This is a genomic window from Pseudochelatococcus sp. B33 (assembly GCF_053570585.1).
The window spans coordinates 26,964-47,932 of record NZ_JBSEFH010000035.1 but is presented as its reverse complement, the minus strand read 5'-3'; the positions used below and the strand labels follow the sequence as shown (position 1 = coordinate 47,932).

Annotated in this window: 21 protein-coding genes and 1 pseudogene; 8 read left to right on the top strand and 14 right to left on the bottom strand. The window is 62.3% G+C overall.

What is annotated here, in order from left to right:
* Nucleotides 1-377: 377 nt before the first annotated feature.
* The 9 genes and pseudogenes from ACUSIJ_RS26970 to ACUSIJ_RS26930 form a co-directional block, all read right to left on the bottom strand.
* Nucleotides 378-842 (bottom strand): hypothetical protein, encoded by a 465-nt coding sequence (locus ACUSIJ_RS26970; RefSeq protein WP_449311512.1) that lies wholly within the window; start codon nucleotides 840-842, stop codon nucleotides 378-380.
* Nucleotides 835-1,203: an MBL fold metallo-hydrolase gene (locus ACUSIJ_RS26965; protein ID WP_449311511.1), complete on the bottom strand. Its 369-nt coding sequence runs from the start codon at nucleotides 1,201-1,203 to the stop codon at nucleotides 835-837. Before ACUSIJ_RS26965 ends, ACUSIJ_RS26970 begins: the two co-directional genes overlap by 8 nt.
* 173 nt (nucleotides 1,204-1,376) lie before the next feature.
* A complete protein-coding gene (locus ACUSIJ_RS26960; protein ID WP_449311510.1) occupies nucleotides 1,377-2,072 on the bottom strand; it encodes a type 1 glutamine amidotransferase domain-containing protein in 696 nt (231 codons plus the stop codon).
* A gap of 127 nt (nucleotides 2,073-2,199) precedes the next feature.
* Nucleotides 2,200-2,628, bottom strand: coding sequence for a tautomerase family protein (locus tag ACUSIJ_RS26955; protein WP_449311509.1), 429 nt, complete (start codon nucleotides 2,626-2,628; stop codon nucleotides 2,200-2,202).
* Nucleotides 2,629-2,733: 105 nt separating this feature from the next.
* Entirely contained in the window at nucleotides 2,734-3,486 is a 753-nt protein-coding gene (locus ACUSIJ_RS26950; RefSeq protein ID WP_449311508.1) for an SDR family NAD(P)-dependent oxidoreductase, read from the bottom strand.
* Nucleotides 3,487-3,575: 89 nt separating this feature from the next.
* A complete protein-coding gene (locus tag ACUSIJ_RS26945; RefSeq protein ID WP_449311507.1) occupies nucleotides 3,576-4,955 on the bottom strand; it encodes a class-II fumarase/aspartase family protein in 1,380 nt (459 codons plus the stop codon).
* Entirely contained in the window at nucleotides 4,945-5,454 is a 510-nt protein-coding gene (locus ACUSIJ_RS26940; RefSeq protein WP_449311506.1) for a hypothetical protein, read from the bottom strand. The genes ACUSIJ_RS26945 and ACUSIJ_RS26940 overlap by 11 nt, the downstream gene beginning before the upstream one ends.
* Nucleotides 5,455-5,486: 32 nt before the next feature.
* Nucleotides 5,487-6,913, bottom strand: a pseudogene (locus ACUSIJ_RS26935) (NAD-dependent succinate-semialdehyde dehydrogenase).
* Between the two features lie 350 nt (nucleotides 6,914-7,263).
* Nucleotides 7,264-8,157, bottom strand: a complete 894-nt coding sequence (locus tag ACUSIJ_RS26930; protein WP_449311505.1) for an AraC family transcriptional regulator N-terminal domain-containing protein — start codon at nucleotides 8,155-8,157, stop codon at nucleotides 7,264-7,266.
* Between the two features lie 162 nt (nucleotides 8,158-8,319).
* Between ACUSIJ_RS26930 and ACUSIJ_RS26925 the strand changes: the two genes are divergently transcribed.
* Both ACUSIJ_RS26925 and ACUSIJ_RS26920 read left to right on the top strand, forming a co-directional pair.
* The gene (locus ACUSIJ_RS26925) at nucleotides 8,320-9,177 is read left to right on the top strand and encodes a type 1 glutamine amidotransferase domain-containing protein (RefSeq protein WP_449311504.1); all 858 of its coding nucleotides are present in this window, start codon (nucleotides 8,320-8,322) and stop codon (nucleotides 9,175-9,177) included.
* A 534-nt stretch (nucleotides 9,178-9,711) separates the two neighbouring features.
* Entirely contained in the window at nucleotides 9,712-11,148 is a 1,437-nt protein-coding gene (locus ACUSIJ_RS26920) for an amidase (protein WP_449311503.1), read from the top strand.
* On the opposite strand, the gene ACUSIJ_RS26915 is transcribed toward ACUSIJ_RS26920, so the two are convergent.
* Together ACUSIJ_RS26915 and ACUSIJ_RS26910 are read right to left on the bottom strand one after the other, a co-directional pair.
* Entirely contained in the window at nucleotides 11,140-12,081 is a 942-nt protein-coding gene (locus ACUSIJ_RS26915) for a LysR family transcriptional regulator (RefSeq protein ID WP_449311502.1), read from the bottom strand. The genes ACUSIJ_RS26920 and ACUSIJ_RS26915 overlap by 9 nt on opposite strands.
* A 280-nt stretch (nucleotides 12,082-12,361) precedes the next feature.
* On the bottom strand, nucleotides 12,362-13,144 hold the full coding sequence (locus ACUSIJ_RS26910) for an alpha/beta fold hydrolase (protein WP_449311501.1): 783 nt from the start codon (nucleotides 13,142-13,144) through the stop codon (nucleotides 12,362-12,364).
* 181 nt (nucleotides 13,145-13,325) lie between these two features.
* On the opposite strand from ACUSIJ_RS26910, the gene ACUSIJ_RS26905 reads away from it, so the two are divergent.
* Together ACUSIJ_RS26905 and ACUSIJ_RS26900 are read left to right on the top strand one after the other, a co-directional pair.
* Nucleotides 13,326-13,892 carry a sigma-70 family RNA polymerase sigma factor gene (locus ACUSIJ_RS26905; protein WP_449311500.1) on the top strand — a complete coding sequence of 189 codons (567 nt, stop codon included), beginning with the start codon at nucleotides 13,326-13,328 and terminating at the stop codon, nucleotides 13,890-13,892.
* Nucleotides 13,889-14,551, top strand: a complete 663-nt coding sequence (locus tag ACUSIJ_RS26900) for an NrsF family protein (RefSeq protein WP_449311499.1) — start codon at nucleotides 13,889-13,891, stop codon at nucleotides 14,549-14,551. Before ACUSIJ_RS26905 ends, ACUSIJ_RS26900 begins: the two co-directional genes overlap by 4 nt.
* Before the next feature lie 147 nt (nucleotides 14,552-14,698).
* On the opposite strand, the gene ACUSIJ_RS26895 is transcribed toward ACUSIJ_RS26900, so the two are convergent.
* Nucleotides 14,699-15,298, bottom strand: a complete 600-nt coding sequence (locus ACUSIJ_RS26895) for a TetR/AcrR family transcriptional regulator (protein WP_449311515.1) — start codon at nucleotides 15,296-15,298, stop codon at nucleotides 14,699-14,701.
* A gap of 175 nt (nucleotides 15,299-15,473) precedes the next feature.
* Between ACUSIJ_RS26895 and ACUSIJ_RS26890 the strand changes: the two genes are divergently transcribed.
* From ACUSIJ_RS26890 to ACUSIJ_RS26875, 4 genes are all read left to right on the top strand, one after another.
* On the top strand, nucleotides 15,474-16,229 hold the full coding sequence (locus ACUSIJ_RS26890) for an SDR family NAD(P)-dependent oxidoreductase (protein WP_449311498.1): 756 nt from the start codon (nucleotides 15,474-15,476) through the stop codon (nucleotides 16,227-16,229).
* A gap of 129 nt (nucleotides 16,230-16,358) precedes the next feature.
* Nucleotides 16,359-17,240 carry an AraC family transcriptional regulator gene (locus tag ACUSIJ_RS26885; protein WP_449311497.1) on the top strand — a complete coding sequence of 294 codons (882 nt, stop codon included), beginning with the start codon at nucleotides 16,359-16,361 and terminating at the stop codon, nucleotides 17,238-17,240.
* A gap of 96 nt (nucleotides 17,241-17,336) precedes the next feature.
* Nucleotides 17,337-18,083, top strand: a complete 747-nt coding sequence (locus ACUSIJ_RS26880) for a siderophore-interacting protein (RefSeq protein ID WP_449311496.1) — start codon at nucleotides 17,337-17,339, stop codon at nucleotides 18,081-18,083.
* A 35-nt stretch (nucleotides 18,084-18,118) separates the two neighbouring features.
* Nucleotides 18,119-19,330, top strand: coding sequence for an FAD-dependent monooxygenase (locus tag ACUSIJ_RS26875; RefSeq protein WP_449311495.1), 1,212 nt, complete (start codon nucleotides 18,119-18,121; stop codon nucleotides 19,328-19,330).
* 117 nt (nucleotides 19,331-19,447) lie between these two features.
* On the opposite strand, the gene ACUSIJ_RS26870 is transcribed toward ACUSIJ_RS26875, so the two are convergent.
* Both ACUSIJ_RS26870 and ACUSIJ_RS26865 read right to left on the bottom strand, forming a co-directional pair.
* Nucleotides 19,448-19,864: a nuclear transport factor 2 family protein gene (locus ACUSIJ_RS26870; protein ID WP_449311493.1), complete on the bottom strand. Its 417-nt coding sequence runs from the start codon at nucleotides 19,862-19,864 to the stop codon at nucleotides 19,448-19,450.
* Nucleotides 19,865-19,942: 78 nt separating this feature from the next.
* A complete protein-coding gene (locus tag ACUSIJ_RS26865; protein WP_449311492.1) occupies nucleotides 19,943-20,941 on the bottom strand; it encodes an aldo/keto reductase in 999 nt (332 codons plus the stop codon).
* Between the last annotated feature and the right edge of the window lie 28 nt (nucleotides 20,942-20,969).

The window sequence follows — 20,969 nt, the reverse complement described above, 5'->3', positions numbered from 1 at the left end:
TCAAAACATCAAAAGCCCCGCTAAGTCAACAGCTTAGCGGGCTTTTTGCTGCCCGAATGCCAAAACGCGAAATGGCCGTGGAAGCGCCGTGGAAGCACCGGGTGGAAGGTCATAGCGAAGTAAGGCCGGATACTACGTCGCGGGTTTTCTTCGCGAGTGTGGCAAAAATAACGCGATTCTGCGCCGGGAACAATCTACCTCAAACGGGATGTCGCCTGCCACCGCGGGGAAAGGTTGCATTTGAGTCGCGGGAAGGAGGGCCGCCAGCACCTGAGCAAGGGATGCTGGATGCCAGTGAGACCACATTGGCGGGATTGACCCTGTGCAGGCTATGGACTGTGATGCCTGTTGGAGATTGCAATGGGGAGAATCGAAGGTCACTCCCAATCAACCGTCCCATCTGATGAATCGAGACGGCCGAAGCCGGCGATGTGCGAAGCCATCAGCCAGGCGCGCTCCGGAATAGCGTCCCTGAGGAAAACGTCGCGGCTTCGCCGACTGCTCTCAGGGTCCGCCCAGGACATCATCCAGTCCCTGAACATCACTTCGATAGGATGATGATACATGTCGCCGACCGCATAGAGCGTTTCGCCAGCCGAGGCAAAACGGACGATCTGATGGCCGGGCGTCTCTCCAGGTGCGGGGATGATCGTCACACCGGGTTCGATTTCGACGGTATCGTCGATCACATGCAGCAGACCTGCGTCCTTCAAGCACGGAAACGTCAGCGCTTCACGTGTTCCTGTGCGCGCGATCGAACTCTGCATATTCGTCCAATCCGCCCGGTTGATGTAATGACGGGCATTGGGAAAGGTCGGAACGCGCCGCCCATGTTCAAGCATCGTGGCGCCGTTGGAAGTGGTCCCAATGGGAATGGGTCATCACGACATGCCCGATACTCTCCCGCGGGACACCAATGGATGCGAGCTGGTCCTGCAGGGAAGCTGGGGCACGGTAGCCCGCGATCGAATAGCCGGAGCTTCCATCTATGTCATAGCTGCCCGCATCGACGAGAATATTGGTCCGGCCACCGCGCACCAGCAGATCTTGCATCGGCACGATGGTCTGGCCGGAGATGGCTTTCAGAACCTCGGCGCGGCTCGACGCCGGCCCTCGCATATTCGGAGCGAGGGGAAGCGTAATGTCGCCGATGTTGATTGCCTGGGCCGAGAGGTTTCCGATGGTCCTAGAAGGGTATGGCATGTCCTGCCTCCATTGCCTGGACGATGTTTGAGTGTGGCGGGCAGATTTTTCGCTGTGGTCGGCGCCCTGTCCGAGACAGGACGCCTGGAACGTCATCGGCGGCGTCGGAGATTAATCCGCCGCCGCCGATGATCATTCCCTCGCGCTCGATCGAAATGCGGCAGGGCGGCTTCTTAGCCGAGCGTCTCGATCACGGCTTCCGCCAACATGGAAGACGACGCGGGATTCTGGCCAGTCAGGAGGTTGCCGTCCTTGACGATGAAGGCTCCCCAATTAGGCCCCTGCGCGAAGACTGCACCGGATTTGCGCAAGGTATCAGCGAGCAGCCAGGGTGCGTTGTCCGCCGTTCCGAACTCAATCTCCTCCTCATCGGTGAACGAGGTCATCCGGCGTCCGGCAAACGGCCACTGGCCGTTTTCGTCCTGCGCGGCCAGGAGAGCCGCCGGCCCGTGGCAAACCGATGCGATGACTTTAGATTGCCGGTCCGCCTCGACCAGCACTCGACCCATGTTGCGATCCTTGTAAAGGTCCTCGACTGGACCGTGGCCGCCGGGGATCACCACCGCGTCATAGCTGCTCGCGCTGATGTCAGCGAGCACCAACGGATTATCGATCCGCTTGGCATTTTGATCGATGTAGCGCCGCATCTCCGCAGCCACCTCGTCGCCGACGATCGCCGCATCGAGGCTCTTCTTGTCGATCGTCGGCGCGATGCCGCCCGGACTGGCCAGGTCGACCTGATAGCCAGCCTCGACGAACGCCTTGTCCAGATCGACGAATTCCTGTGCCCACACTCCGGATTCGTAGATGGAGCCGTCTGCGCGCGTCCACTTGTCTGCTGCGGAAAGGACAATCAGCACTTTGGTCATGGTTCTTCTCCTGCCTAATCACGGCGCTGGCCGACGTCCGTGATCCGTGCTCGGAGAGCGGGTCCACTTGAAAGTCGGGAAGGGTTTCTGCGGCGGCAGATGCGCGAAAGCATCGCGCGCCGCTCTTTCAGATGGCGGGCGCGTCGAGAGGCGTGGCCCGCAGTACGGCGAGATCGGGGTTGCTTCCGAAGATGCCCCAGTTCGCCTCAGCGATTTCCTGGATGACGACGTAGATCGGTACGCGATCAGGGATGCCCAATTGACGACCGAAGATTGCTGTCGCGCCGGTGATGAGTTTTTTCTTCGCATCGGCGTCGAGACCGCCCTTGAGGACAAAGATCTGTACGCTGATGGCGTTGGACTTGGCCGGCTGCTCGCCTATGAAGAACGTGTCGCCATCATAAAGATTGAAGTAGGTCCAAGCCGTGCTCTTCACGAAGGGAGACTTGGGCAGCGCCTCGCAATCGAGCGCGAAATCGGTCAGTTCGGCGACGATAGCCTGCCGAGCCTTGGGGTCTAAGGCTGTGGCGGGGGCATGGACGATGATCTTGGGCATGATTTATTCCACTTGTGAGGTTGAGATTGTTGGCTGGTGCGCTGTGCGCGGCGACCAGGCGCCCCGTCCTGGGCTGGGGGGAGGCCCGGGACGAGACATGGCAGGTCAGATATTCTGGCCGCCGGACACTTCGATGCGCTGCGCCGTGATCCAGCGATTGTCCGGACCGAGCAGGCTCGCGACTGCCGGGCCGATATCATCGGGCAGCCCCACACGGCCAAGGGCAGTCATACCCGCGAAAGCCTCGTTATAGGCCGGGGTGTCGCGCACCGCGCCGCCGAGGAAATCGGTCTCGATCGCGCCGGGTGCGATTGTGTTTGCGGTGATGCCGCGCCCGGCGAATTCCTTCGCCATATAGAGCGTCAGGATCTCGACCGCGCCCTTGGCGGCCGAATAGGCCGAGAAGCCCGGATTGGAGACGCGGGTCAGGCCGGAGGAGAAGTTCACGATCCGGCCGCCATCGGCCAGGAGCGGCAGCAGAGTCTGCGTCAGGAAGAATACGCCCTTCACATGGACGTTGAACAGCAGGTCGAACTGAGCCTCGGTCGTCTCGGCGATCCCGGCCATCTCGCCATGACCGGCGTTGTTGACCAGGTGATCGAAGCTGTCACGTCCCCAGGTCTTGAGCGCCGCGCGAATCTTGTCGGCGAAGGCAGCGAAGCCCGAAACGTCAGCGACATCGAGCTGCAGCGCGACCGCTTTACGGCCAAGCGCCTCGATCTCCGCGACGACGGCCTGTGCCTGTTCGGCGCCACTGCGGTAGGTGAGGATGACGTCACCGCCGCGGCGGGCAATGCTGATCGCGGTGTTGCGGCCAAGACCGCGATTCGCGCCGGTGACGATAGAAATGGTGGTCATCTGAAGCTCCATCATTGGGTTTGTGGGGGTATTTGGTATTTTTATCGAGCGCTCCCGATCCGTGTTGCCGGATCGTCGGCCTTTCTTGCCTATTCCTCCAGAACGAGGGCGTGGCCGACAGAGAGGACGCGATCGACCATCAGGCCGGAGGCGCCGAGATAGTTCGCCGGGTCGGTGAGCGTCCGCAGTCGTTCAAGCCCTAGGGGCGCCGCCACGTCCGGCGCCTTGGCGAGCACTTCGAACAGCGACACGCCAGTCTCGACGGCCTCACGGCAGCCCGCATAAACGATGTCGTGTGCGGATTGCCGGCCGGTGATCGGGGCCAGCGCCATCATCACGGCTTCGGCGACGATGAGGCCACGCGACACGTCAAGATTGGCGCGCATCCGATCCGGATAGACCTCGAGGCCCGAAAGCAGGAAGCTGGCCTGGGCCAGCGCGCCAGATGTGAGCGCGAAGCTCTCCGGAACCGCGGCCCATTCGATGTGCCAGGGTCCGGTCGCGCGTTCGAAGTCATGCGCTAATGCGTCGAGCATCAGCCCGGCGTGCTGGCGAACCATTTTCGCCGCCGCGATGATCAGTTCGCACGAGATGGGGTTACGCTTTTGCGGCATCGTGCTCGATGCCCCGCGATGGCGGACGAACGGTTCGGCCACTTCGCCGATTTCGGTCGTCATCATGATCGACACGTCGACTGCGATCTTGGCCAAGCTGCCGGTGATCAGACCCAAAACCTGCACCGTCTCCGCCAGGGCGTCGCGCGCGGAATGCCAGGTGATCGGCGGGACGGCCAGACCGAGAACCCTTGCGAGTTCCTCCTGTACCGGAAGGCCCTTGTCACCGAGCGACGCCAGCGTGCCGGACGCGCCCGAGAATTCGACCACGAGCACGCGAGGCTTGAGCTGCTTCAGCCGCTCGCGATGGCGGCCAAGCGCCGACAGCCAGACGGCGGCCTTGTAGCCGAAGGTGATCGGCAGCGCGTGTTGGAGATGAGTACGTCCCGCCATTGGCGTGTCACGATGAGCGGCGGCGAGACGCCGGAGGGCGCCGACAGCCTCTTCCAGCCGTCTTTTGATAGCCTTGATTCCGCTGCGAACCTGGAGGATCGTGGCGGTATCCATGATGTCCTGGGTGGTCGCGCCCCAATGCAGATAGCGACCCGCGTCGCCGGCGGCGTCAGCGAGTTGCTCGACCAGTGGCAGGATGGGATAGCCGACTATCTCGGTATCGTGCTGTAGCCGCTCCCAGTCGCAATGGAAGCGCTGTGCGGTCGCCGCGATGCCATCGGCGGCTTCGATTGGAATGACGCCCAGCCGTGCTTGCGCGCGCGCCAGTGCGACTTCGCACTCGATGCAACGCTGCACAAAGCTCTGGAAATTGAAGATTTCGCGCGTGTCCGCATCGACGAGGCTGGCGCCGAACAAGGGTGAGTCGAGAAGCGTTAATGGCAGAATGGGTTCAGATGGCATGATTACTGTCATTCCCACGATGTTGGCCGGCGCCGTCGGGCTCCCGAAGGTCGCGGTGCAGCGTGAGCAGCGCTCGGCCGCATGCGCCTTCGCGGAAGAACGCCAAGGTTGATGCGAGAAGGAAAAGAAGCGCGGCGCTGCCTGCGCTCACGATGACGAATCCAACCGTTTCGGCCGGCAGGATGCGCCACTGGACAAGGTAGGCGCCGCCGAGGCCCAGTGTCGCGGTCGCCGCGAACAGCGCCACGGCCGCGTTGAGATGGCCAAGCCCCAGAAGCAGCAGGCGTATTCTTTGTTCCGCCAGGGCCAGGGCTGCCTGGGTGTCGCGATACTGCTGCGCCACCCGATCGTCCCCGGCCGCTAACGAGGCGCGGAAATCACGCCATTGGGTGATGGCGAGATTGTACCGGATGGACGCTCCGTTCTGCAGGATGGCGCAGGCGCTTGTCAGGATCGCGGGGCCTGCGATGAACGACAGTGGCGTGAAGTGGTCGAGCATTGCCGGCTGGCTCCTGGACGATCGGCGGAGCGTCACGCGACGCTGACGTGTTTGGTCCGCGTGTACGGATCAAGAATCTCGATGCCGCCTTCAGTGCTGATGCCACTTTCCTTCCAGCCGCCGAGCGGGGCCTCGGGATAGTGCATGACGGCGCCGTTCACACCGACCACGCCATAGTTCAGGGCTCGGGTCAGGCGGCGCTCGCGGTGGACGTCGTTGGTGACGATGTAGGAGGCGAGGCCGAACTCGAGACCGTTCGCGCGTGACAGCATGTCCGCCTCGTCGGTGAAAGGCAGGATTGGCGCGACCGGGCCGAAAGGTTCTTCATGCAGGATGGCGGCGTCATCGTGGACGTTGGCGAGCACGGTCGGCTGTAGAAAAAGCCGTGATCGCCGTGGCGCTCGCCACCGGTCAGCACCGAGGCGCCGCGTTCCCGCGCATCATCGACCAGGGCGGCGATCGCTTCGAGCCGTCGGGCATTGGCCAGCGGTCCCATTTCAGTTGAGGGATCGGTTCCGTCGCCGATGCGTAGTGCGCTCGCCAATTCGACAAAGCGCCTGGTGAAGCGCTCGCGAATGGGCTCCTCGACGAAGAAGCGCGTCGGACACAGGCAGATCTGACCGGCGTTCATGAACTTGGCGCGCACAAGCATCTGGGCGGCCCAGTCGGGGTCGACATCGGCGCATACGATCACTGGCGCGTGGCCGCCGAGCTCCATCGTGACCGGCTTGATGCGGGAAGCGGCAGCGGCCGCCAGCCGCTTGCCGATCGGGATCGACCCCGTGAACGTGACCTTCGCGATCTCAGGCGCGGCGATGAGATGGTCTGAAATTCGTCCGGCATCTCCAAAGATGACCGCGAGGGCGGCGGGCATCACCCCCGCTTCAAGCAATGCCTTGGCCATCACCAGCACTGAGCCGGGCGTTTCCTGGGAGGGCTTGCAGATGATTGCGCAGCCTGCGCCGAGCGCGCCGGCGAACTTTTTCGCGGCGAGCGCCATCGGGAAATTCCACGGCGTGAAGGCGGCGACCACACCGATCGGGTAACTTTGGACTTCGACCCGGCTGCCCGGCGTGCGCCCCGTAATCACACGGTCGCTGATACGACGCGCCTGCTCGCCACCCCATTCGAGGAAGTCGGCCGCGCGCTCGACCTCGATCCGGGCCTCCGCCAACGGCTTACCCTGTTCGAGCGTCATGGTGCGCGCAGCGATCTCACCATCGCGCCGCAGGATATCGGCCGCGCGCTTGAGGATGCGGCCGCGCTCCCAGGGCGTTACGGCCTGCCACTCGCGCATTCCGCGGACGGCCAATGCAATCGTGTCGTCAATATCCGCCGACGACGCATAGGCGATATGGCCGATCGCCTCACCTGTCGCCGGGTTGAGCACAGCCTCGGTTTCGCCAGCCGAGCCTGAGCGTTCCTGACCGTTGATAAGTAGGTTGAATTGGGCGTTCATAGACGGGACTCCCGAGCTTGGGGTGGACACGGCTGGCGCCGGGCGGGTTTCCGACAACTTTGCCCCCAGGAAGCGGGCGTAAGTTGCCGGAAGCTCGGAAGTTCTTGCCTATTCGTTCGAAATGTTTTGGATGGGTGAACTGCGCTGGCGCGTTGCTAACGTTCAGCGACCTCTTCAGGTGCGAGAAACGTCCCGGTTATGTTTGACGCCTATCAGCATAGCCTTGCGAAGATCGCAGCGGATGTTTCCCTGTCGAAGTTGTCGCGCAATGGCCGATGCCGTCCGTCACATGACGGATCATGCGGATGAAAGCAGGCGCGATAGGCGCTCACGGATGAATGCGTCGGGCGTCAGGCGGCGGGTTTCATCCGCGTCTTCGCAGCCTTGATGTCGCGGGCGGGCGGAAGTCCGAACAGGCGGCCGTATTCCCGGGTGAATTGCGGAATGCTTTCGTAGCCCACGGCATAGGCGGCGTTACTGATCATCTCGCCTTCCGCCAGCATCAGCCGACGAGCCTCGATCAGCCTGAGCTGCTTTTGGAATTGCAGCGGCGATAGCGAGGTGATCATCCGAAAGTGCTCGTGGAAGGACGACAGACTCATCCTGGCGACCTCTGCCAGATGTTCGACTCTCAAGGGTTTGGCGAAGTGCTCGCGGATCAGCGCGACGGAGCGAGTGATGCGCTGCGCGTGGCTATCGACAACCCCAAGGGCGCGGATGGCGCCTCCGTGTCGACCTGAAAGCAGCCAATAATGCAGTTCACGGGTCAGTTGCGACTGAAGAATAGGTACAGATGCCGGTCGGTCGAGGAGCCGCATCAACCGCAAGGCCGCATCGGTCACTTCCGTCTCGGTGGGGTCCACCCGGATAGGGGTATCGGCGACGAACGGCGAGAAACCGATCTCCACCACGAGGCCCTCGATCAGGGCGATATCGAGGTCGATGATGAGCGCCAGATAGGGCGCGTTGAGGCTGGCTTTGGTGATCTGGCTGACGGTCGGTACGTCGGCCGTGATCAGCAACGATTCTCCGGCGCCGAAGTCGAAGGTCCTGCTTCCCATCGTGACACGCTTGCTGCCCTGAAGCACAAGGGCGACAAGCGGCTTATTGATCGCGTACTGCAGCGCAGTCGGCGCAGTTTCGCGAATGATCGTCAGACAAGGAATGGGCGTTTGGGCGACGCCCGTTCCATCGGCGTGCGCCTGCGCGTATCGGCTTACAGTGTCGAGCAAGAGTTGAGACATGCGTCATATTGTAAGACATGCCCTTCGAGGCTTCAACGCCCTTTGGAAAATTAGGCAAGAACTTCCGAGTTTCGGGCAACATCTGAGGTGGTCGGTCGATGATGATGGCGAGGTCAACGCAAACCCCTCATCAACGCAAACCCCTCACCAAAGGAGTTTTCCATGGACAACCGATCAGTTGATCGAGACGGCATCATCACGCTTGCGGCCACCGGCCGCCGGATGGTCGTCAAGGCCGTGGCCGCAATCGCGGCGACTGCCATGCTCACATTCGGCGTGACGGCCGCGCAGGCGCAGGTCGCAAGTTCCCAGAAGAACGTCCTCATCGTGCTCTCCGCCGCGAGCGAATGGACCCGGGCCGACGGCTCGAAATATGAAAGCGGCGTCTGGGCGGAAGAGTTCATCGTTCTGGACGAGAAGCTCGTCGCGGCCGGCTACAATGTGGAGCTCGCCACGCCGGGCGGCGTCGCCCCGACCATGGACCCCAAGAGCCTGGATCCCGCCGTCGCGGGCGAGGCGCATGTCCGACACTTCAACGCCTATCTCCGCGCGAACGCCGCGCGCATCGCCAATCCGCTGACGCTGGCCGGGATCGACACCGCACGCTATGCGGCCGTGCTGATCCCCGGCGGCCATGGCCCCGTGGAGGACCTCTACAAGGACGCCGACATGGGCCGCATCCTCGTGGAAGCCAACCGGGCCGGCATAATCATCGCACCGGTCTGCCACGGTCAGGCCGCCCTGCTCGCGGCCACCAACGCGGACGGCTCCTGGACGTTCGCCGGCCGCCGCATGACCTCGTTCAGCGATGAGGAGGAGGTTGAGTTCGGCACTGCGGACAATGCGCCGTGGCTGCTCGCCGCGACGTTGCGCGAACGGGGCGCCGTCTACTCCCAAGGCCCGAATTGGGGCGCCTATGTCGTCACCGACGGCAACCTCATGAGTGGTCAGAACCCCACATCGACGGCGCCGCTGGCGGACGCGGTCATCGAAGCGTTGCGTCGCGCCCGCGCTTCGTAACGACGGCGATCGAGCGCGGAGCCGGTTCGCCCGGCTCCGCCTCACGCAGGGGCGCGGTCGCGGGCGGATAAAATACTCGCCCCAGATGAGGTGCATAAATAGGCAAGAACGGTCGACGGTGTGGGACCGCGCTTCGGCCGCCACCCGGTCATCCTCGGCGACCATGCCGACGACCTTCATATAAGGTTACGGTCGGAATGATGGGGCGCGGCGACGGAAGCGCTCGTCTCCGGCAACACGCCGTCACTCGGCGAAGATATGAGGCTGCGGCCATGATTTTCATCCTGGCCGCAGCCTCGGTGGCGAAAGCCGTTGTAATCACCGCGCTGCTCGGCCGCGTCTGCGTCCAGGACGGAGTGGGCGACGTTTCTACCTCGACCTCATCCTGACTTACCCCACCCAACCATGAAAATTGCTATTGTATCGTGCAGCGTGACACATTGTTCCGCCGGCAATTATTTATGAAGCTGGCGCTTCGTCCCACCTTGTCCGTTACGGCGTGGCAATTTCGGCATGCCAGGTGGGAGACTATAAATGGACATTTCAGAATATGTGACACAGGACTCTGTCGGTCTCGCTGCTCTCGTCTCGACCGGGGCTGTCTCGCCCGCGGAACTCGCGGATACGGCGCGTTCGGCCGCGCGTCTCGTCAACGCGGAATTGAATGCTTTCGTCGAGATCTGGGACGACGAACCTCTTGCCGACAATGGACCGTTCAAGGGCGTGCCATTCGCGGTGAAAGAGATTGGCCTCACCGTAAAAGACCGCCGCCTTGAATTCGCCAGCCGCCTTGCCGCCGGAACGGTAATGCCGGAAGACAGTGACCTGATGCGGCGCTTCAGAAAAGCCGGCTTCACGGCCATTGGCCGCACCACGATGCCGGAATTTGCGATGAGCACGACGACCGAGCCGGTTTTCGGCGGTCCGACCCTGAATCCGTGGGACAAGACACGTAGCGCAGGAGGATCGAGTGGCGGCGCGGCGGTCGCGGTCGCCGCCGGCGTTGTCCCCGTAGCTCATGCAACGGACGCGGGCGGTTCGATCCGCATTCCAGCCTCCTGCACAGGGGTCGTCGGGCTGAAACCGAGCCGTGGCCGGGTTTCCATGGGACCAGCGCTTGATGAAGTATGGGGCGGGCTTGCCAGTCAGTTCGTGTTGAGCCGCAGCGTGCGCGACAGTGCGGCGTTGCTGGATTGCCTTGAAGGACCGAATGTCGGCGAACCCTTTGAGCTCGCGCGTCCGGCAACCCCATATGCCGAGCTGATCCAGCGCTCCCCGCGCAAGCTCCGGATCGGATATATGGTCCACCCTTTGAACGGGAAACGAAGCGCTGCATCCATCGTGTCGGCGGCCGAGCAAACCGCCAGGACGCTCGATACCCTGGGGCATGAGGTAGAACCTGTCACGCTCGATCCCGGCATATCCTGGGAAGCCTATGCTTTGGCGACGGGGCGTTACTGGACCGCGTACAACGCCTCCTTCATTCAATGGCTGTCCGGTTTGACCGGGAGGCCAGTTGACGAGAGCACGGTCGAGCCGGCGAGCCTGGCCGTCTATCGGCAGGGGCTGGAGACCAAGGCTGTGGATCTGATCGAGGCGGGAAGTGTGCGTAACATGATCACCCGATCTATCGGCACGTTCTTCGAGCGCTTCGATATCCTCCTGACGCCGACATTGCCCGACCTGCCCTTGCCGATCGGGGCGCTTCATGACGGCGCGGAGCATCTCGACGGAGTCGGCTGGGTACGGCGGGTTCTCGATCACGCCCCGTTCTCTGGCCTCTTCAACATGAGCGGCACGCCCGCCATCTCCCTGCCGCTCAATCAGGACCCGCACTCGGGGCTGCCGATCGGGATGCAGTTCGCTGCCCGATTTGGCGCCGAGGATATCCTCCTGCAACTGGCGGCGCAGCTCGAAGCGGCCGCACCGTGGAGCGGCCGCAAGCCCCCTTATTCTGCTGACCTACTCTGATTCCCGTTCCGGCGGCCGGGTAGCGGCGCGCTTCAGCCGGGGCGCCATGAAGTCGACCAGCGCGCGCACCTTGGGCGGGTGCGCGCGGGCTGCTGGCATCACAGCGTAAAGGCCGGGCTCGTGTCCGCGCCATGCCGGCATCACAGAAGTGGCCCGGCCGGCAGCGACCTCGGTGCGCATCTGGATTTCAGTAGCGAGCAAGAGGCCTTCGCCGGCGAGCATCATCGCCTTCAGCACGCCAGGATCGCTGGCGACCGCAACCGCGCGGATCGGATATGAGCCCGCGACCTGCCCATCTGTAAGCCACCATTGCTCGACGTCGAGCGGCCGACGCACATGTGTCACGAGCGCCGGATGATCGATCAGTTCTTCGGGTCTCGTGGGCATATCATGACGCCGTGCATATTCGGCGCTGGCGTAGATGTGCATTGGCAATTTGCACAAAAGGCGAGCTACCAGATCCGAGGACGGCAGGTCGCCGATCCACAGCCGAAAGGCGAGATCGACATCGAGCGACACCATATCGAGTGGTTCGTGTGTTGCCATTACATCCATCATGATGTCCGGATACTCGGCACGAAACGCCGGAAACATCGGGGCAAGCACATCGGTCGCGAGCCAGGATGCGGCCGTGACGCGCAACCAGCCACGTGGTCGGGCGCCAAGGCTGGCGACCGCCTCTTCGGCATCGGCCATATCCCGGATCAGCTTCTCGCAATACGCAAGATAAATATGCCCTGCCTCCGTAAGGCCGAGACGGCGCGTGGTTCGCTTCAGCAGCGGCGTCCCGAGCCGCTCCTCCAGTTCGCGAACCTTCCGGCTGATACGCGCTTTTGGCACGCCAAGTACCCGCGCCGCCGCAGTGAATCCACCTTCCTGAACGACACGCACGAAGGCAATCATGGCGCTCCAGTCCGGAACAGCGTCACTCATCAAGCATCAATGGGCTGGACGGAAGCATCTTCGATTGATCGAGCAATCTTTTGCTTCATGGTCACGATATACTTAAGTGGCCGCTCCATCATGATTATCCTCTCGGCCTCCTTATCGGCATCGACTCAAATACAGCCCTCGGCACAATTATCGCCGACTCATATTCAAAACCTTCCTCACAATGAACCGCAAGCAAATCGCTCGCAAGGCGGGAGGAGCCCGCCGTGCAATCATCGACGGCTTCTTTGAACCAACTCAGGAAGGCGGGCCGAGCCCGGTGCTAGGCTGGGGACCCGGCGGCTTCAAGGATAAGCCCGGCGATCTCGTCGGGGCGGGAGATGAGCGACACATGGCTCGCCGGAACCTCGATGGTCTTCGCCCCCATGCGCCTGGCCATGAAACGCTGGAGATCGGGGTTGATCGTACGATCCTCGGTCGAGACGGCGTAGAAGCTGGGTTTGGATCGCCAGGCCGCTTGCGAGACCCTGCCGGCAAGAAGCGGCCTGCTGAAGGGCTGCTGCACGGCATGGAGCACCTTTGCCCTGGCCTCCGGCAGATCGCCGGCGAAATCGCGCAGGAAGGCCTCTTCACCCAGTCGCCCTTCATCGCCGTCGAACACAATGCCTGCCGCCGCCGGCGGCGTGGGATAGGTTTTTGCGAGTGCGGCAAAGTCTTCGTCCGCATCAGGCGCACGGGCAGCGACATAGACCAGCGCCGACACATTCGGATGCACGCCCGCTTCAGTCACGATCATGCCGCCGAACGAATGCCCGAGCAGCACGGTCGGCCCATCTTGTCGCGCCAGCACGCGCTGCGCTGACGCAACCGCCTCCGGCAGTGTCGTCAACGGGTTTTGTACCGAAGTTGCGTTCAGTCCTTTAGCCTGCAGCCGGGCGATGACCTCGCTCCAGGATGAGCCGTCGGCGAAGAGGCCGTGGACGAAGACGACATTCCGGGCGACGATGGGTTTGTCCGCGCCGGCGGCGATCCCGCTGCGGGATACGACCAGCGATGCCGCGGCTCCAGCGACAAGGACTTTCGAGAAATTACGACGGTTCATCATGGCGATTTGTCCCAGGAGTTATTCGATTCAGGAGGGCTCGAACGCAGCGCGTTCCAATTGAGTCTTTCGCTCCGGTACGCCTCGCCGTTACGCTCGCACGCCGTTATCGACGCATGGTCCGGGAAGAAAAAAATGCCGACATCGGTGTAACGAACATGGAGCCGGGATCGAAGAGATCGATATGGATGCACGCGAGGTAAAATGGAGTCGGGCGATGCTGGCGGAACGGCGTGGTGATGCCGCCGCCTACGAGGCGTTTCTTCGGGACTTCGCCGCTTCGATGCGCCGGATCATCGCGATGCACCTGCACCGGGTGGGCTTTGGAACCGACGAGGCGGAAGACGTGGTCCAGGAGATTCTGATTGCGGTGCATTCCAGGCGAAGACAGTGGGAGGCTTCCCGCCCGCTGGTTCCCTGGCTGAATGCGATCGCGCGTTACAAGGCCATCGACGCGATGCGCCGGTTGCAGCGGCAGGCGCGCGGGCGTGTGCATCTGTCAGAAGAGGAATGGTCGATGCTGTTTGTCGCGGAGGGCTCGCACCGTGACCACGAACGGATGGACGTCGAAAGACTGGTTTCAGCGCTTCCGGCTGGCCAGCAGGCGGCGGTTCGCGCGGTTGCCATCGACGGCGCCTCGCACCGCGAGGCGGCGGATCGCCTCGGAACCAGCGAGGGCGCCATCCGCATCGCATTCCACCGCTCGTTGAAGAAGCTGATGGCTGTGGCGCGACAGGAGGACGGAGAATGACACACAACGTGGCGGCGCAACCGTCCGGAACCGACGATCTGGTGCGCAGTCTCGCAAGCGAGGCCGGCCGTTCGGATTCCAGACACATCTCTCTTGCTGTTGCACTTCCCGCCAGCGCTGTCGCCGCGCTTCCGGTCTCGCTAATGGTCGTCCTCATGCTGATCGGCGCCCGGAGCGATTTGCTCTCGATCCTCGGGAGCTGGATTTTCCTGTTCAAGGTCGCGGCGATGCTGCTGCTGGCGGGCGGCGGCTTGTTTCTGGTTCGTGACGCGGCGACCCCCGGAAACGTGCCGAAACCGCTTTTTGCGTTGGCGCCAGCCGTGCTTTTCCTTGTCGTGAGCGCGATTATCGACGATTCCGGTCTGCCGCTGTCCGGAGCGCGTCCGCCCTTCTCGGTGTTCATCTGCGTGGGGACGATCATCCTTGCATCACTGCCGGCGCTGTCGCTGGTTCTGGTCGTCATGCGACGCGGCATACCCACCCGCCTTCGGCGCGCCGGCTTTTTTGCCGGACTGCTCGCCGGGGCCATCGGCGCACTCGCCTACACCGTGGCCTGTGTGAACGATGGCGCCGTCTTCGTTAGCCTCTGGTACACGTCGGCTTTGCTGATTGTCGCTGCCATAGGCGCTGCCGTGGGACCAAGGTCACTCGCCTGGTGAATTCTTCCTGTCTCGCAAGTTTGGGCAAAGAGGCCGGCGTCGCGAAAATGCAGACGGGAACCTGGGCGGCCTTCTTCTCAAACCTACGCCCTCTGGCATAAGCCCACTCCGCGCAGATCGCTCATTCTCAGGTGACGGTCCAGTCCCTCACAGGTTATGACGCCTGCCGGACGGCCACGTCGACAGGGCCTGTTCGGCTACCGCCATCAGCGCCTCTCGGGAGAACCCTGCCTTGGCCTGCACGGCAATGCCATGCAGGACCGCCATGAGAAAGGCCGCCAAGGTTCCGCTATCGGCGGTGTCCGGCAGGTCTCCTTCGACTTTGGCTCGCTCGAAGCGCATGCGAAGGGCGTTCTCGCCAGACGCTCTGGCATCGATCAGGGCTTTGCGAATGGGTTCGGCGCTGTCCGAGCAGGCCAAGGCTCCGTTGACCCCGAAGCATCCCGTATGGCCCGGATAGCGTGTGCAAAGCTCCACTGCGCCGCGAAGAATATAAGTGGCCACATCGTAGGATGTCGGCTGCTTCAGGCCCTCAGGGACGTAATCCATATAGTGCTCGTAGTAACGCTGTAGCGCGAGGCGAAACAATTCCTCCTTGTTGCCAAAGGCCGCATAGAGGGCTGGCCGCTCCACGCCGGTCGCCTTCGTCAAGTCCGCGTAGGAGGCGCCCTCGAAGCCCTTGCGCCAAAAGACCGCCAGCGCGGCGTCCAGTGCAGCTTCGGTCTCTATTTTTCGGGGACGCCCCATCATATCATCCGGATCGTTTTCATAATGATCATTATTAAACTGCTTGACACCTCCTGTCCAGATTTGTAGCCGTATTGCGTAACGCTCGTTATGAAACCGCCGGCGTAGCCGCAACGCTTCGTCCATCCACCGCCGGCGGCGCAATTCACCCGTCATACTCAAGGAAGGATCATCCATGTCGAAACCACTGTCGGGCAAAGTCGCCCTTGTCACCGGCGGCTCGCGCGGTCTGGGAGCCGTCACGGCCGAGGCCCTTGCCGACCAGGGGGCCGATGTCGCCATCAGCTATGTGTCGTCGGTGGAGAAGGCCGAGGCAGTCGTCGAGAAGCTGAAGGCCAAAGGCACGCGGGCTCTCGCCATCAGGAGCGATCAAGCCGACACGAGCGCTGCCCGGCCGCTGATCGATGCCGTGCTGGCGCATTTCGGCAAGCTCGACATTCTCGTGAACAACGCCGGGATCGCTGTCCAGGGCAAGCTGGTCGACGATCCGGAACTCGACATAGCGGGTCTCGATCGTCAGTGGCAGGTCAACGTCCTTGGCTCTGTCGCGACCACGCGGGCTGCAGCGCAGAAGCTTCCCGATGGAGGAAGAATCATCTTCATTGGCTCGACCCTCGGCACCCGTGTTCCTTTTCCCGGCGTCGCGGACTATGCCGGCACCAAGGCAGCAGTGCTCGGCTACGCCAGAGGCGTGGCGCGTGATCTGGGTCGGCGCAATATCACCGTGAACGTCATTCAGCCGGGTATCATGCCCACAGACATGGCCGCCGACGTTGCCGGAAATCTTCCCGATGCGATCATGGATCTGCACCCGATCCGTCGCATCGCAACGCTTGAAGAGGTGGCCGCGACCGTCTGCTTCCTCGCAGGACCGGATGCGAGCTACATCACGGGTGGCGTCGTCGATATTGGTGGCGGAGTGCAGATCTGAGATCCTCTGCAGAACAGGTCATCTGGCGAGGCGCAGCTGTGATCCTGAACTGATGTCGGCGAGGAGTGGGATTGGTAGGGAGAAAGCCTCGACCAGCTATGCTATACTTGTGCAAGAGGTTCTTTAGCCATGCCCTTCTTCAAATCAATGAGTGCAGCTACCGCAAAGGACGACTGGACAGGCTTTGACCTCGATAGTGTCGAAGAGCCCGGCCTCTTCGACATTCCGCGCGACGTGATCGCGTTCGGCGCCGACTTGATCGCCCCGCGAATCGAGGTCGGTTTGCACGATCACCGAAGGGCAGAGCTTCTGCTGACATTGCGGGGCGCCGTCACCTGCGAAGCCGAACAAGGCGTCTGGATCGCACCACCGCATTGTGCAGTGTGGATACCCGGCGACCTGCCCCACAATGTGACGCTCATCGGCGACGTCGAGCTCTACTGCCTGTTCATCGAGCCTGAGGCGGTGCCGACGCTTCCGAGGCATTGCAGCATCCTCGTCGTATCGCCGTTGTTAAAGCAGTTGGTGCTGCGCGCCGCCCAACTGCCGGAACTCTATGACGTGGATGGCCCTGATGGACGGCTCATTGCCGTCCTGCTCGATCAGCTCGCGGCGGCGGCTCCCGAGCCTTTGGACGTTCCCATGCCATCCACGCCCCGATTGAAAACGATCGCCGACGCGATCATCGAGAATCCACGGGATCGTTCGACGATAGAGGCGTGGTCGACGCGCCTCGGCGTCGCTCCGCGAACGCTCACACGCATGTTGGAGCGCGAAACGGGAATGAGCTTCGGCCGGTGGCGGCAGCGCCTTCACATCGTGATCGCGCTTCAGCGACTTGCTCAAGGTGCGTCGGTGCAGACGGTAGCGCTCGACCTGGGCTATGAAGAGACCAGTTCTTTCGTCACCATGTTCCGCAAGGCGTTGGGCAAGCCGCCCAGGCGGTATCTGGCCGAGCGGAACTCGAACCTGTCCGAGACGGACGATATCGGGCATCAGTTGTTCGATTGACCATATCGAGCAACATTTTGTCATATTGGCCCAATGTGGTCATGCGGATGGTCGCGTATTCTTGATGGGAATCTAATTGCCCTTCGAGATGCCTGAATGACCGACATTGCGCCGTCCCCATCTTCCCGCACCCGCCGTCCAGGCCGGCTCGCCCAGGTCATGGGCCAGCTGTTCGCGCGCCCGGCACGCATCGTGGAATCCCGGGCCATCGGCAGCGACTTTGTCGTTCTCACGCTGGAGAGTCCGCAGTTCATCGGCCTCGATTGGACGCCGGGGCAGAAAGTGCAGATCGCGGTCGGGCCGACCCTGACCTACCGAACCTACACGCCCATCGAATGGGACTCACGCAATGGCCGCACCCGGCTGCTTGCCTATGTCCACGGCGACGGACCGGGCAGCGATTGGTCGCTGCACGCTAAAGTCGGAGATGGCTGTAATGTCTATGGACCTCGGGCCTCTCTCGATCTGGGCTCGCTCAAAGGGCCGACTTTCTTGTTCGGCGACGAAACCTCATTCGCTGTGGCCATCGCAATGGCGGCACGGCCAGCGGCAGGCGTGTCGACCTGCCTCTTCGAGGTGAACGCGAATGACGCCTCGCGGCAAGCCTCGGCCGAGTTCGGTCTCGAACGCGCCGAGTTGCTCACGCGCACCCAGGATGACGCCCATCTCGAACAGGTAGGCGCGCGCCTCGCCAGCGCCAACAAAACGGACGCCACCTTCGTGCTGACCGGAAAGGCGACTTCGATCCAGCGGATACGGGCAATGCTCAAGCAACACGGCGTTCCGGGCGGCCGGGTGATGACCAAGGCCTACTGGGCGCCGGGCAAGAAGGGCCTCGACTGAGGCTTCAACGATTACCGACGACGCGGGACCGCTCCATGCCGGAAGCGGACGGGCGAAGTCTGCGTCGCACCATGAGACTGATGATGAACGACTTGAATATCCTTGTTTCAGGTGCCAGCGTATCGGGTCTGTCCGTCGCCTACTGGCTGGTCCATCACGGCTTTCAGGTAACGATAGTGGAACGGGCTCCCGGTCTGCGACCTGGCGGACAAGCGCTCGATATCCGCGGCCCCGCACTGGAGGTCGCCGAGCGCATGGGGCTTTTGCAAACCTTACGGGGTCGCAGCACCAGGCTGCGCGGTATGTCGGCGGTCGATGGCGATGGAAAGGAAATCTACCGCACCACCGAACGAACCGTCACCGGCCGGCTCGACAGTCCCGATATCGAGATATTACGCGATGACCTCTGCAACGAACTCCGGTCGGCGATCGAGGGCAAGGTCGCCTTCAGGTTCGACGACCAGATCGCCGCCATCGCCCAGGACGAAAGCGGCGTCGACGTGACGTTCGTGCAGGCGCCGGCCCGGCGCTTTGACCTCGTGATCGGCGCCGATGGACTGAATTCCGGCGTGCGTCGGGCAGCGTTCGGTCCCGACGAGCGGTTCGTCCGCTATCTCGGCACCTACATTGCCGTCTTTGCGATGCCAAACTTCCTCAATCTCGATCATTGGGAACTGTTCTGCCAGGACAGCAACAGCAATGGCGGGATGGGCGGCATGATGATGGCGACCGACAAGGATAGACCCGCCAGGATGTATCTCGGTTTCGGCGCCGACAGCCCGCTCGAGTACGACTATCGCGATATCGATGCGCAGAAACGGATCGTGGCCGAAAAGTATGAAGGCGCCGGTTGGGAGTTTCCGCGCATCCTCGCATATATGCAGGAAGCGACCGATTTCTACTTCTATCCGCAGAACCAGGTGCGAATGGAGGACTGGTCCAGAGGACGCGCCGTTCTCGTGGGTGACGCCGGTTACAGCGTCTCGGTTTCATCAGGCCAGGGTACCACGGTGGCGATGGTGGGAGCCTATGTGCTGGCGGGCGAGTTGGCGAAGTCCGGTGGCGATCTTCTGCGTGGCATCGCCTACTACCAGAACGCACTCCGGGATTACGTGGATCGTAATCAGGCACTCGCCCTTGAGATGGGAAGCGGCGCACCGGACGCAGAGGGTGAAGATTTGTTCCAGTCCGATGCCGCACCGGACTTCGGTCAGATGACCCAGCCCTATGCACTCAAAGACTACTAGGGGTCGTGCTTGGATGGCGCCGGTGATCCCGGATCGTCAATCCTCTGCGAGAGCGTCTTCGAACCAAGCGCGCCAAGGCGGCAAAGCCGGCCCTGGCGCGCAAACGATCGTTGCCGCCTAAACAGCCTGGATTCTCCACTCGGAGATTTTCCCGTCCCGGATAGTAAAGATGAATCTGCCCGGCCCGGTGTAGAAATTGCTCTTCCAATCGGCGATGAGGTGGATTTCCGTTCCGTGCGTTTCGACGCCTTGAACGGTCATGACGCCTTTGGCTCCGATCAGCTCGCGGTCGGACCAGGTTCTGATCTCGGCCTTGCCGACGTAGCGATCACCGTTGTCATCGACAACACTGTCCTCGGTCAGAAGCGCGAGATAGCCTTCGGTGTCTCCACCGTTGATGACAGCAACGAGCCTGTCGAGAGGTGCGGGGATGGATATAGCTTGCATAGCAGTTTCCTTATCTTGAGCGATGACGGGTGCGGCATTTAAAGAAACAAGGGCCGCTGCGATCCCGATGTTCAGAAGCCATTTCATTTGGACTCCTCGTCTTGGTTCCATTTTTCCTTTGCCGAGGCTGCCGCATCAATTGCGACATCCTTCAATCTATTCACATCACGCAGACGTTTTCTCGCTGTCGAGATCGCCCATGAGGTAATCGTTGTAGCGGGCGCCGGCCGCCGCGTTCACCGGAACGATCCCTTCGATCGCAGCGAGATCCTCGGTCGAAAGTGTCACGGTGAGCGCACCCAACGCTTCTTCCAGGCGCTCACGCTTGCGGGCGCCGACGAGCGGAACGATGTCGTCGCCCTGGGCGAGAACCCAGGCGATGGCGAGTTGCGCGACCGTCACCCCCTTGGAGGATGCAAGCGTCCGGATTTTCTCGACCAGTTCGAGATTGCGATCGAGGTTTTCACCCTGGAAGCGCGGGTTGATGTTGCGGAAGTCGTATTCGCCGGCCCGCGCCTTGTTCCAGTGGCCCGAAATAAGGCCACGGGAAAGAACGCCATAGGCGGTGATGCCGATGCCAAGCTCGCGGGCGGTCGGCAAAATCTCTGCCTCGATGCCACGCGAGATGAGCGAATACTCGATCTGCAGGTCAGAAATCGGATGCACGGCATGCGCGCGCCGCAGCGTCTCGGCCGAAACCTCGGACAATCCGATGTGGCGGATGTAGCCGGCCTTCACCATCTCGGCCAGCACGCCCACAGTTTCCTCGATCGGAACGCGGGGATCGAGGCGGGCGGAGCGATAAATGTCGATGTAGTCCGTGTGCAACCGTACGAGGCTCTGGGCGAGGTAGTTCTTCACATGCGCGGAGCTGTTGTCGGTGCCGCCCCAGCCACCGGCCGGATCGCGCAGCGCCCCGAACTTGACGCTGATCTGGATGTCTTCGCGCTTGCGGCCAGCGATCGCCTCGGCGACCAGCAGTTCATTGTGGCCCCAACCGTAGAAATCGCCGGTATCGATGAGTGAGACGCCAGCGTCGAGAGCGGTGCGAATGGTCGCGATGCTCTCAGTGCGGTCGGCGGGACCATAAAGATCCGACATCCCCATGGCGCCAAGGCCGATGCTGGAGGTGGTTGGTCCCGATTTTCCAAGTTTTCTGGTCATGGATGTTCTCCTTGTTGCTCAGGAGACT